Annotated in this window: 8 protein-coding genes; 3 read left to right on the forward strand and 5 right to left on the reverse strand. The window is 70.8% G+C overall.

What is annotated here, in order from left to right; translation table 11 throughout:
* The 3 genes from FMP39_RS29200 to FMP39_RS29210 form a co-directional block, all read right to left on the reverse strand.
* Positions 1-273, reverse strand: a 273-nt coding sequence (locus tag FMP39_RS29200) for a hypothetical protein (protein ID WP_141593396.1), incomplete at its 3' end; no start/stop codon positions are given.
* 121 nt (positions 274-394) lie between these two features.
* On the reverse strand, positions 395-4492 hold the full coding sequence (locus FMP39_RS29205; protein ID WP_141593397.1) for a DUF4215 domain-containing protein: 4098 nt from the start codon (positions 4490-4492) through the stop codon (positions 395-397).
* A gap of 20 nt (positions 4493-4512) precedes the next feature.
* Positions 4513-6354, reverse strand: a complete 1842-nt coding sequence (locus FMP39_RS29210; RefSeq protein ID WP_141593398.1) for an OmpA family protein — start codon at positions 6352-6354, stop codon at positions 4513-4515.
* 355 nt (positions 6355-6709) lie between these two features.
* On the opposite strand from FMP39_RS29210, the gene FMP39_RS29215 reads away from it, so the two are divergent.
* The 3 genes from FMP39_RS29215 (at position 6710) to FMP39_RS29225 (ending at position 10949) form a co-directional block, all read left to right on the forward strand.
* A complete protein-coding gene (locus tag FMP39_RS29215; RefSeq protein WP_141593399.1) occupies positions 6710-8815 on the forward strand; it encodes a sigma-54-dependent Fis family transcriptional regulator in 2106 nt (701 codons plus the stop codon).
* Positions 8816-8991: 176 nt separating this feature from the next.
* Complete coding sequence (gene adh, locus FMP39_RS29220; protein WP_141593400.1) at positions 8992-10512, forward strand: aldehyde dehydrogenase; 1521 nt, start codon at positions 8992-8994, stop codon at positions 10510-10512.
* Positions 10512-10949, forward strand: coding sequence for a DUF779 domain-containing protein (locus FMP39_RS29225; protein WP_141593401.1), 438 nt, complete (start codon positions 10512-10514; stop codon positions 10947-10949). The genes adh and FMP39_RS29225 overlap by 1 nt, the downstream gene beginning before the upstream one ends.
* Before the next feature lie 129 nt (positions 10950-11078).
* Here the strand turns inward: FMP39_RS29225 and FMP39_RS29230 are convergent, their stop codons facing one another.
* Positions 11079-11972 (reverse strand): putative RNA methyltransferase, encoded by an 894-nt coding sequence (locus tag FMP39_RS29230; protein ID WP_228558429.1) that lies wholly within the window; start codon positions 11970-11972, stop codon positions 11079-11081.
* A 409-nt stretch (positions 11973-12381) separates the two neighbouring features.
* Positions 12382-12726, reverse strand: coding sequence for a hypothetical protein (locus FMP39_RS29235; RefSeq protein ID WP_011555013.1), 345 nt, complete (start codon positions 12724-12726; stop codon positions 12382-12384).
* Between the last annotated feature and the right edge of the window lie 3 nt (positions 12727-12729).

Genomic DNA, 12729 nt, shown 5'->3' on the forward strand with positions numbered 1-12729 from the left:
GGACACGCCCGGGGTGGCGGGCGTCAGGGTGGCGGCCTCGAGCGGCCGGCCGGCGCTCGGGTCCGTGCTCTCGGAGGCGAGCTCGCCACGAAGCGCCACCAGGGAGTCCTCCGACAGCCGGCCTCGCTCCCGCAGCAGCTCCAGGGGGCCACGCCGCAGGCGGAGCGCTTCCTCACGCAGGACCGCCACCTCCTCGCCGGAGAGCAGTCCTTCGTCCATCGCGAGGAGGAGCTCCTCCTCGTACGTCTCATTCAATCGCCCCGCCACGTGCACGGCCCCAGCATACGGGCTGGCGCGTGGCGGGGGGAAAATCCGCCGGGAGGCCCACGAGGCCGGCGGAGGGGCCTCAGAGGGAGGTGTGGACCTCCCGGCGGAAAGGTGTAGCGGTCAGCCCTTAGCCGCGCTTCCTCCGGCGGAGGCCGAGCAGGCCCAGGAGCGCCAGCCAGGACGCGGCGGGCGCCGTGCTGCAGCCGCCACCGGCGAAGGCCCGGGTGAGCTCCACCGTCCACGAGTACGCCGCGGGGGTGCTGTCCACGTTGCCCGCGCGGTCCGTGGCCCGTACACGCAGGGTGTGCTGACCCTCGCCCACGTCATAGCTGTTCCGGCAGGGCTCGAAGGGGCCCCCGTTCAAGCTGCACTCGTAGGTGACGTCCTCCTCGGAGGCGCCGTACTCGAAGGTCGCCGTCCGGTTGCCGCCGCGCGAGGGCGGCGTGCGCGGGATGCGCGTGTCGGGCTCCTGGGTGTCGATGATGAACTCGCTGGGCGCGGAGGGCTCGCTGGTGCGGCCCTCGCTGTCGGTGGCGGTGGCCGTCACCGTGTGCGGGCCATCCTCCAGCGGCTGGGCCGGCGTGCAGGTCCACGCGCCCACGTCGTTGGTGGTGGTGGTGCAGAGCACCGTGTCGCCCTCGTACACCGTCACCACCGTGCCCGGAGCCGACGTGCCGCTCAGGGGCGGCGTCGACGTGTTGAGCACCGCGCCGTCGGCGGGCCCGGTGATGACCGGCGGCTCCGTCGTGGTCAGGGTGATGGTGAAGGTGACGGGCGTGGAGGTGGGGCCGGGGTTGCCGCCCGGAGGCGTGGCGGTGGCCGTCACCGTGTGCGGGCCTTCGGCCATGGGCGTGGCGGGCGTGCAGCTCCAGTTGCCCGCCGCATCGGCCGTGGTGGTGCAGAGGGCGGTGCCGCCCTCGTACACCGTCACCTCGTCACCCGGGTTCGCCGTGCCGCTCAGCACGGGCGTCTGCGTGTCCAGCACCGCGTCCGGCGTGGGGCCGGTGATGACCGGAGGCGCCGGCGGCGAGTAGTCGACGATGAAGTCCACCGTCGTGGACGTCTGCGGTGCGCCCGGGAAGGTGGAGGTGATGACGGCGGTGTGCGGCCCTTCCTCCAGGTCCGTCGGCAGCGTGCAGCTCCAGTTCCCCTCCGCGTCGGCGACGACCGTGCACACCGGCGCGGGGTTGCCGTCCAGGTACACGTCCACGGTGGCGCCCGGCGTGGCGGTGCCCTCCAGTTCCTCGCCGGCGGTGCCGCCCGGCGTCGGGGACGTGACGACAGGGGCCGTCTGGCAGATGGACAGCGCGTCCACGCGGTACGTCACCGCCGTGTCGGAGTTGTTGGCCAGGTTGCAGTCGGTGTCGACCAGCGCGATGCGCACGTCACCCGTGGCCGCCGTGAAGTCGCGGGACAGGGGGAAGCCCAGGGGCATGGCCTCGGCGCGCGTGGCCGAGCCCGGACCGCCGCGGGGCGTGTAGCCCAGCGAGAAGCCCTGCACCTGCGTGCCCGCGTTGGCGCTGACGCCGATGATGCCGGGGTACCAATTGGTGCCATCCGAGTAGCTCACCGCGCCGGACACGTACCGGATGCGGTAGCGGCCCGGCACGCCCAGCCCGGCCTGGATGGCCGCGTCGGGCAGCACGGGGGCGTCGATGTCCGACACCTGCGTGCAGCTCGTGTTGCCCTGGCGGGTGATGAACACGCTCACGTCCGCCGTCTGGCACGCGGCGCCGCTCTCCACGGTGCACGTGGCCGAGCAGCCGTCCCCGTTGGCGGTGTTGCCGTCATCGCAGGCCTCGCTGTCCGCCTTGATGCCGTCACCACACGTCACGGCGCACACCGACGGGATGCCGGTGCAGCCGAACCCGTCCTCGATGGCGCAGGTGGCCGAGCAGCCGTCGCCCGCCGTGGTGTCGCCGTCGTCGCAGAGCTCACCCTCGTCGAGGATGCCGTTGCCGCAGACGTTGAGGCTGATGCAGGTGTTGGTGGTGGGGTTGCAGATGCCGCTCTCGCAGACGCCGGACGCATTGCAGGGCTGGCCGTCCTCCAGGAGGCAGCGCGAGGAGCAGCCGTCGCCGTTGTTGAGGTTGCCGTCGTCACACACCTCGGCGCCCGCGCGGGTGCCGTCGCCACAGGTGGTGGCGCAGGTGCTGGGCGCGCCGCTGCACGTATAGCCGTTCTCCACGCGGCAGCTGCCGCTGCAGCCGTCGCCCTCCGTGGTGTTGCCGTCGTCGCACTGCTCGCCGCTGTCCACCGTGCCGTTGCCGCAGGTGGGTACACAGGCCTGGCCCGGAGTGGGGCAGGCGTAGCCCGGCTCCACCGCGCAGGTGGCGTTGCAGCCGTCGCCCGCCGTGGTGTTGCCGTCATCACACGCCTCGGCGCCCGCGCGGATGCCGTCGCCACAGGTGGTGGCGCAGGTGCTGGGCGCGCCGCTGCACGCATAGCCCGGCTCCACGCGGCAGCCGGAGGAGCAGCCGTCGCCGCTGGTGGTGTTGGCGTCGTCGCACGTCTCGTTCGAGTCCAGCGCGCCGTTGCCGCAGCTCTGCACGCACACGGACGGGCCGGTGGCGGGCGCGCTGCACGCGTAGCCATCCTCCACGCGGCACTCGGTGCTGCAGCCGTCCGTCGGATTCAGGTTGCCGTCATCGCACTGCTCGCCCAGGTCGACGTTGCCGTTGCCGCAGGTGAACACGCAGGCCTGGCCCGGAGCGGGGCAGGCGTAGCCCAGCTCCAGGGTGCAGGCGTTGGAGCAGCCATCACCCAGGGTGGTGTTGCCGTCGTCGCACAGCTCACCCGCGTCCATCCGGCCGTTGCCGCACAGGGGGGCGCAGATGGACGGAGCGCCCTGGCACTCGTAGCCGCGCTCGATGCGGCACGCCGAGGAGCAACCGTCCGAGTTGTAGTCATTGCCGTCATCGCACTGCTCGCCCGGGTCGATGACGCCGTCGTCGCACGTCTCATCGCAAGCCTCGCCCGGGGTGGGGCAGGCGTAGCCGGGCTCCACGCGGCAGCTCGCGTTGCAGCCGTCCTCCGGGGTCAGGTTGCCGTCGTCGCACTGCTCGCCCGGGTTCAGCGTGCCGTTGCCGCACGTCTGGGCGCAGGTGCTGGGCTGGCCGGTGCAGCCGTAGCCCGCCTCGATGCCGCAGGTGGCGGAGCAGCCGTCACCGTTGGTGGCGTTGCCGTCGTCGCACTCCTCGCGCAGGGACACGGCGCCGTCGCCGCAGCGGTCGTCGTACGCGTCCACGAACAGGTAGCGGAAGGCGTTGGGCTCGCTTTCCTCGTTCTCGTTGCACAGCTCGATGCGGTTGCGGCCCGTGCGCCAGGGCGCGTTGGCGCCGAACTCGCGGAAGATGTTCTTCTGCCAGGGCATGCCCGCCGGCTGGTTGACGACGGTGGGCGTGAAGTTCTGCCCGTTCACCCGCGCGCTGGCGAAGTCGTTGTCGTTGAAGGTGGCCAGCCGCAGGCGGAACTGCGAGACGTTGGTCGTCGAGGGCACCATGAAGTCCTGGTACACGCAGACGGGGGCGCCCAGCGGCGCCTCCATGAAGCGGGCCGTCTGGATTTCCTGGGGCCAGTCGCTGGCGGCCCGCGGACCGGTGGCCGCGCCCGTGGTGGTGCCGCTGTAGAACCAGTGCGGATCCGGGCCGACCTCCAGCCGGCGGTTGTTCTCGTCCACGCCGGTGTTGAAGACCGTCACGCCCGCGCGCACGCAGCGGCTGGGGCTGCCGGCGCAGGCGAAACCAGGCTCCACCTCGCACAGGCGGTTGCAGCCGTCGCCCTCGAAGCGGTTGCCGTCGTCGCAGACTTCCTGCGCGTAGGACGGGTGGGCGCGGTTGTTGAACACGCCGTTGCCGCACAGGAGCAGGTCACAGGCCGCCGTGCAGTCGGAGCCGGGGACGTTGCTGTCACAGGCCTCGCCGGAGTCGACGACGTTGTTGCCGCACAGGCTCGCCAGCGAGCAGGGGCGCCCGGGCACGTGGCACAGGTAGCCCGCTTCGATGGTGCCGGTGGCCGAACAGCCGTCGCCGCTGGTGGTGTTGCCGTCGTCACATTGCTCGCCGGGCTCGAGCTGGCCGTCTCCGACGAGGGAGGCGGTCCGGCTCACGAGCACGGGCTCGGTGGGGGGCACGGCTGTCCGGGCACCGCCCGAATCACAGCCGGTCAGGGATGAGAGCAGCGCGAGACAGAGCGCCGCCGTCTTGAAGAGGACACGCGTTTTCATGGGGATGTCTGCCTCGGTTCTCAGTGGGTGTCGGGAGAGGGCTCGCCCTGCTGCGTCTGCACGCCCTCTGCGTCGCCGACGATCTTGAACTCCACGCGGCGGTTCTTCGCGCGGCCCTGGGTGGTGTTGTTGTCTGCGATGGGCTGGGTGGTACCGAAGCCCTTGGCATCCAGGCGCTCCCGGGCCACGCCCTTGCTCACCAGGTAGCGAACGACGGCGTCGGCGCGGCGCTGGGACAGGTCCAGGTTGTAGTCAGGGTTGCCGCGGTTGTCGGTGTGGCCCTCGACACGCACCTTCTCCACTTCCGGGTGGGCGATGAGGATGTTGGCCACCGTGTCGAGCAGCTTGTTGCTGCGCGCGATGATGACGTCCTTGTTGTTCTCGAAGTAGACGGCCTCGAGCAGCTGGATGCGATTCTCGCCAATCTGCGCGAGTTGCTTCTCCTTGCAGCCGTGGTTCTTCGCCGGGCCAGGCTCGGTGGGGCAGTTGTCGAGCCGGTCGACGAGGCCGTCACCGTCGGTGTCCTTGTCCGGGCAGCCGCGGTTCTCCTTGGGACCGGCCTCGTTGGGGCAGCGGTCGGCGGTGTCGAGCACGCCGTCGTTGTCGTTGTCCGGGTCGGGGCAGCCGTCCTCGTCCTGGAAGCCGTCCTTGTCCTCGGCCTGGTCCGGGCACTGGTCCTTGGCGTCGGAGATGCCGTCCCCGTCCGTGTCCGGGTCATCCGGGCAGCCGTCCTGGTCCTCGAAGCCGTTGAAGTTCTCCGCCTCCTTCGGGCAGCGGTCCGCCAGGTTGGGCAGGCCGTCGCCGTCGTCGTCCCCGTCCGGGCAGCCATTCAGCTCCGACAGGCCCTCGACGGTGGGGCAGTGGTCGGCGGCGTTCTTGATGCCGTCCCCGTCCAGGTCGAAGTCCGGACAGCGGGCGGGGTCATGCGGCTGACCCTCCACACATGCGTTGGGCGTGGAGGCAGGGGTGCCGAAGGTGAGGCCAGCGAGCACCCGGAACGACGGCGTGCCCGGCGTGCTGCCGAAGCCAGGGCCACCCATGGCGTAGACTTCCGTGCCCGCGGGCATGGGAACGCGCACGCCCAGCAGCACTTCCATCGACTCCGGCGCATCCGCGACGGGCAGGGTGCCGCGCACCACCAGCTCCTGGCGGAAGCCGAGCAGGCCGGCGGACAGGTTGACGCCGCCGTTCAGCTCCGTGCCCAGCTCGTCGAGGTGCGGCTGCGTGTTGGGGGACAGCGCATACGTCTTGGTCCGCACCAGCGCGCCCAGGTCGGCGCCCACGCGCCACGTGCCACCCAATTGCTTGCCCAGGCCGAGCCGAGGCGAGAAGACGAAGCCCTGGTCCCGGGTGAGCGTCTCCGTGCTGCCAATGGGCAGGGCCGCGCCGAGGTGCAGGCCCAAATCCATCAGCCCGCCGCGCTGCTCGGAGAGGATTCCCGCGCGCGCCTGGAGCCACGGCGTGCCAAGCGCGCTCGTGGACGGCGTGGCGACGCCCAGCGCCGCGGTGTCCGGTCCCCACTGGGACACGATGGGCACCTGCGCGCCGAGCTCCAACCAGTCGGTGATGGCATAGGCACCACTGAGGTGCACCGTCACGCGGTTGGAGACGATGACGCCTTGTTGCTCTCCACCGGAGACGAGCACTAAGGGCTCTTTCTCATAGTGTCCGGTGAAGCCGAGGCGGTACTCGCCGCGGGACATGAGGTCGCCGGTGGACAGCACCAGGCTGTCGCGTGCACCGGGATTGAGTTGCAGCCGCTCCAACTCGATGCCGGGGATGCGCTGCGCCTGGGCCTGAGCCGTGACCGCCCAGAGGACGGCCAGACCTCCAAGCCATGGGTGATACGGATGTGAAGACAAGAGTTCCTCCCCCTCAACGTGGCGCCGGAAAAGCGCACGCGGGTGTCCGCCATACTTGAGACTCGGAGTGTTTTGCACGCAACGCGCCACGTTTGTTTCGGGGGGGACCTCAGAGGTGTGTGAGAGGGACCTGGGAAGTGGGTTGGGTCCGGAAGGGGGCGGTTGACGTGTCAGCGCCGTGTCGCGCCGCCGCCTGACGCGTCAATGACGTGTCAGGTGAGGTCCCGGCGCCGGATGTCGAAGGTGGGTGGGGGGCGACCCATATCTCGTGATGCGCCGCATCAGGTTGGGCCAGAAACATTGCGGCGTTCCCAGGTTGTTGTCGCCATCGGGGTTCAACCAAGATTCGAGGTCCTTGGGGACGCTGACACTCAGCGCATCACCGCTCCTGTGGGAGCAGTTCCTCGTGGGGGCACTCGACGGGGAGGCGGGGTTGCGCCCGGAGTTGCGCTCCATCCTCCCCCGCTGGCAGCGCTCACGGTCGCTGGGCGCCCCGAGCACCGGACAGCCGGATGAAGGGCCCCGTGTGGGCAGCCTGGCGCTGGTCGAGCGCCGGGCTCGGCTGGAGCCGGTGTGGCACGAGCTGGGCGGCATGCTGGAGATGTTGTCGGCGGCGCCCCTTCCTTCGGGGCGGGTGGCGCTGCTCGCGGACCGCGAGGGCGTCATCCTGGCGACGCGCAGCTCGGGCGGGGACTTCACCCACCACGCGGATTACGTGCGCCTGGTGGAGGGGGCCCGCTGGGATGAGACGTCTCGCGGGACGAATGCCATTGGCACTGCCCTGGCGGAGTCCTCCGCCGTCGCGGTGGTGGGGCCGGCGCACTACGCGCAGCGGCACCATGGGCTCGTCTGCTACGCGGCGCCGGTCCATGACCCTTTTGGAGAGCTGGTGGCCGTGCTGGACGTCACGGGGCCGGCTGGCGCGGCGGATCCGCTGGTGCTGGTGGCGGTGGCCAGTGTGGCCCAGGCCGCCGAGGCGCGGCTGCGCGAGGTCGCATGGGCCCGGGTGGCCGCGGCGGCGCGGGGGGGATTGGAGTCGCGCCTGTCGCGTGAGGATGGCCCGGTGCTCGTCGTCGAGCCGATGGGGCGGGTGAGTCGCTTCAATGCGGCCGCGCGCGCGTTGCTTAGTAGGCAGGGGCCGATGGCGGTGGAGGCGGCGCTCGGTGTGTCGTGGCGGGTGCTGACGGACGCCGCGTTGCGAGGCGTGGCGCTGGAGACGCGTCTTGCTTCACAAGGGCCGGCCTGGCGCATCCATGCGGAGGCGGTGGGGACGGGGGATGGGAGCTCGGCGCTCGCGGTGCTGGTGCGGCTGGAGCCTTCTGGTGTCCGGTCCCTGGGTATGACCGCTGGGAGCGCGGATTCACGTCCGGCGGTGGCGGAGCCTTCCGCTGAGGGCCGTGCGGCCCGCACGCTGTCCCGGGACCTGTGGGGGGCGGACACGGTGGTGCCATCTGGACCGTGGGCGGCGCTCAAGGGGAGCGACCCGCAGCACCGCGCCACGTTGCGAGAAGCGGAGCGGTTCGCGCCCACGAGCTTGCCGGTGCTTCTTCTGTCGGAGACGGGCACGGGCAAGGAGCTCCTCGCTCGCGCACTGCACGCGGCCAGTGCGGTCGCCACGGGGCCCTTCGTGGCGGTGAACTGCGGCGCGCTGTCGCCCGCGTTGCTGGAGAGTGAGCTGTTCGGCCATGCGCCGGGCGCCTTCACCGGCGCGCGTGTCGGCGGCGCGGAGGGGAAGCTGGCGGCGGCGGACGGCGGAACGCTCTTCCTCGACGAGCTGGCGGAGATGCCGCCCGCGCTCCAGGTGTTGCTGCTTCGGGTGCTGGAGGACGGTGCCTATTCGCGCGTGGGAGAGTCCCGCGTGCGACGCTCGCGCTTCCGTCTGGTGGGCGCCACGTGCAGGGATTTGGACGCGGCCGTGCGCAACGGCACGTTCCGCTCCGACCTCTATTTCCGCCTCCAGGGCGCGGTGCTGCGGCTGCCACCGCTGCGCGAGCGCAACGACCTGCTGGAACTGGCCCATGCACTCCTCCGGCGGTTGTCGGAAGAAGATGGCCTGACCACGCCGAGCATCTCCACCGCCGCGCTCAGCCGGCTCGCAGCCCACCCCTGGCCCGGCAACGTGCGCGAGCTGAAGACCGTGCTGCGGTTGGCGCTGGTGCGCGGGGGAGGCGCCCCTGTGTTGGACGTGGACGCCCTGCCGTCGGGGCTGGGAAGCCCGCTCTCGCCCGGGGCCCAGGGAGAACCACGGCCTGCTGTGCCGCTTGCTTCCAGTTCGCCGCGTCAACCGGGCGCGGGTGCCGCCGCCGGCCCGCTGCGCGAGCTGGAGGCCCGCGCCATCCAGGAAGCCCTGGCGCTCAGTGGCGGCAACGTGGCGCAGGCCGCCCGGCGCCTGGGCATCGCAAGGAGCACGCTCTACCGGATGGCGGAGCGCTTCGGCATCACGCTGCCCTCGCGCGCCTGAACGTTCACTGGAGGACGGTGTCCATCGCGCGACGCACCTGTCGCGCTCCGCGCCATGCGTATCCGGACAGGTGTCGCAGAGCGGGACACGACGCGCCGCAACGTCGACGGAGGCGTGCGCTGGCACGCGCGCTGCTCTGGGGGGGCCCGGTCACCAAACCACCCAAGGAGAGCGCAGTGATCTACGCCGCCCCCAATCAGCCCGGCTCCAAGGTGCAGTTCAAGCCCCGCTATCAGAACTTCATTGGCGGGCGCTGGGTCGAACCCACGCGTGGTCAGTACTTCGAGAACATCAGCCCCGTGACGGGCAAGCCCTTCTGTGAAGTGGCCCGCTCCACGGCCGAGGACATCGAGAAGGCGCTGGATGCGGCCCACGCGGCCCGGCTCTCCTGGGGCCGCACCTCGCCGACCGTCCGAGCGAACATCCTCAACAAGATCGCCGACCGGATGGAGCAGAACCGGGAGATGCTCGCGGTCGCCGAGACGTGGGACAACGGCAAGCCCGTGCGTGAGACGCTGGCCGCCGACATCCCGCTGGCCATCGACCACTTCCGTTATTTCGCCGGGTGTATCCGCGCGCAGGAAGGCGGGGTGAGTGAGCTGGACCACGACACCGTCGCCTACCACTTCCACGAGCCCCTGGGCGTCGTGGGGCAGATCATCCCCTGGAACTTCCCGCTCCTGATGGCGGCCTGGAAGCTGGCTCCGGCGCTGGCGGCGGGCAACTGCGTGGTCCTCAAGCCCGCGGAGCAGACGCCCTCCAGCATCCTGCTGTGGACCGAGCTCATCCAGGACCTGCTGCCCGAAGGCGTGCTCAACGTCGTCAATGGCTTCGGCGTCGAGGCGGGAAAGCCGCTGGCCAGCAGCCCGCGCATCGCGAAGGTGGCCTTCACCGGCGAGACGAGCACGGGCCGGCTCATCATGCAGTACGCCAGTGAGAACCTCATCCCCGTCACGCTGGAGCTGGGCGGCAAGAGCCCCAACATCTTCTTCGAGGATGTGATGGCGCAGGACGACGACTTCTTCGACAAGTCGTTGGAAGGCTTCGCCATGTTCGCGCTCAACCAGGGCGAGGTCTGCACCTGCCCGTCGCGCTCCCTCATCAGCGAGCGCATCTACAGCCAGTTCATGGAGAAGGCGCTCGACCGTGTCCGCAAGGTGAAGCCGGGCAACCCGCTGGACACCGACACGATGGTCGGCGCCCAGGCGTCCAACGACCAGTTGGAGAAGATCCTCAGCTACATCGACATCGGCAAGAAGGAGGGCGCCAAGGTCCTCACGGGCGGCGAGCGCGTGGCGCTGCCCGGCGACCTGAAGGACGGCTACTACGTGGCGCCCACCGTGTTCCAGGGCCACAACCGCATGCGCGTCTTCCAGGAGGAGATTTTCGGTCCCGTGGTGAGCGTGGCGACCTTCAAGGACTTCGACGACGCCATCCGCCAGGCCAACGACACGCTGTACGGCCTGGGCGCTGGCGTGTGGACGCGTGACGGGAACACCGCCTACCGCGCGGGGCGCGCCATCGAGGCGGGCCGCGTGTGGACCAACTGCTACCACATCTACCCCGCGCACGCGGCGTTCGGCGGCTACAAGCAGTCCGGCATCGGGCGGGAGAACCACCGGAAGATGCTGGACCACTACCAGCAGACGAAGAACCTGCTGGTCAGCTACAGCCCCAAGGCCATGGGCTTCTTCTGATGAGCGGCGCCGGTGCCGGCCCCGGCACGGGCGGACAGGACGGCGCCACGGCGGTGGCCCGGGTGGACGTGACGCCCGAGGCCGCCGCCGTCATCCGCCAGCTCCGCGCCACGCACGGGCCCTTGATGTTCCACCAGTCGGGAGGCTGCTGCGACGGCAGCGCGCCCATGTGCTACCCCGTGGGGGACTTCCGCGTGGGCCAGCGAGACGTCTTCCTGGGCGAGGTGGAGGGCTGCCCCGTCTACATTGGCGGCGCGCAGTTCGAGTACTGGCAGCACACGCACCTCACCCTGGACGTGGTGAAGGGGCGGGGCGCCGGCTTCAGCCTGGAGTCCCCGCTGGGCGTGCGCTTCCTCACCCGCAGCCGCGTCTTCACGGACGAGGAATACGAACGGATGAAGGACGCGCCGCCGCCCCGGCGTGGACCTCCGGAGTAGCCGTTCCGGCGTCAGCCCGTGGGTGGGACGACGGGCTTCTCCCTGGACTTCCACCCCATGCCCTGCGCGGGGCAGGGGCCCAGACCGCGCGGTGCATCGCGGTCTGGGCTCCTCGCGCGCGAGCGCTGCTCAGGCGGGCGCGGAGCCGTTCCCCTCCCTGCGGTGGTAGCTGGCCACGGTGAAGGACGCGGTGACGGTGAAGGGCTCGGGCAACACGTCCGCGCGCCGCCGCAGCTCCTCCGCGGATGCATGGAACGCGCTGGGCCCCATGGCCGCGATGTTGAACGCGTCGTCGCGCGTCAGCCGCAACGTCAACTCCAGCGATTCCCGGACGCCGGGCTCGAACGTGGCCCGCAGCCGTGTGTGGAGCCGCTCCTCCTTTCGCGCGTCGACGCTCAGCATCCCCATGGGTTGGATGAGCTGTGTCAGGTGCTGGTCCGTGGGTGTCACGATGAGCAGCGCGCCTCGGCGCCTCAGGACGCGGTGGAGCTCCGGGATGTTGCGAGGAGCGAAGACACTGAGCGCCAGTGCAACGCTGTGATTTCGGATGGGCAACGTCCGCTCGCCGTCCGCGATGAGGGCTCCCGCCCGGGCGTGGGCCCTGGCGGCCCGGCGGGCAGCGAAGCGGGAGATGTCGATGGCGAGCCCCGTCAGCGCCGGGCACCGGTCGAGTACACGGGCTAGGTAGTGCCCGGTACCCGCTCCCACATCGAGCACGCAGCCCTCTGGCGCATCGGCGCCGGTGAGCCGCGCGGCACGGTCCGCCAAAAGCGCGGCCAACGGTTCGTAGTGGCCTCGCGCGAGGAAGGCCTCTCGCGCGGCGACCATCGACTGGGTGTCTGCATTGCCCGGGGCGCGGTGGCCCGGCAGGAGGTTGACATAGCCCTGCCTGGCGACGTCGAAGGCATGGCGCGCCACACAGCGCAGCGCCGTTGCTTCCTGGCGAAGCGGTGACTGGCAGATGGGACAGCAGAGCAGTGGAAGAAGGGGCGGCGGAAAGCGGGGCGAAGCGGACGCTGACATGCGGAAAGGGCTCCAGAGGCTCGTGGCGGCGCATGGCCGGGAACGAGTCGCGGGAGGCCCTCAGGCGCGGGGTGTCAGGACCCTGGTATGAGCGCCCGGCAGCCCGCACGCGCGTGGAAGCCGCACACGCATGACGGAGGTTCGTCACGCACGGGGCGCACGCCAGGCGAGGCCGTGGCTCAGGAGCAGGAGCGCGGCACATCGCGCCCGGGCCTTCCGCGACGCGGAAAGCGGGCACGAAGGCAGCAAAGAGACCGGGGAGGCCCTACCAGGGCACACGTCGCCTGGAACGGACGCAGTGCTGCGGCGTCCGAACAGCGCGGAGCAGTCCGCTTGCTGCCGCGCTCAGCCGCGCAGGCGACGCAGGGACACGGGGGCCAGGTGCCGACAGGAATCCATGACGAGGAGCCTATGCCGCTTCGTCGAACACTTCCAGCGCGTCACGCACGCCGGGCAGCGCGGTGAGCAGCTCGAATTCGTCGGACTGGAGCATGGAGACGCGGCGGCCGGAGAGGCGCTCCATGAGGAGCTCGATGCGGTGTTCACCCTTCCCAGTCGCGTGGCGGAAGATTCGCGCGCGGAAGCCCTCCGCGTGGCACGCGAGGATGTCCTTCTGGAGGCTGCGCAGCCGTCGGACGACCTTCAGCGCCGCTCGCCCCTCGGGGGTCTCGAACGTGTGGAAGTGCCGGTTCCGCGACAGCGGCTTGCTGGGGTCATGGAGCCTCTCCACGAGGCGCCGAACGAATGGGTCCATCGA

The organism is Myxococcus sp. AB056 (assembly GCF_006547365.1).
In the GTDB taxonomy this organism is placed as follows: Bacteria; Myxococcota; Myxococcia; order Myxococcales; family Myxococcaceae; genus Myxococcus; species Myxococcus virescens.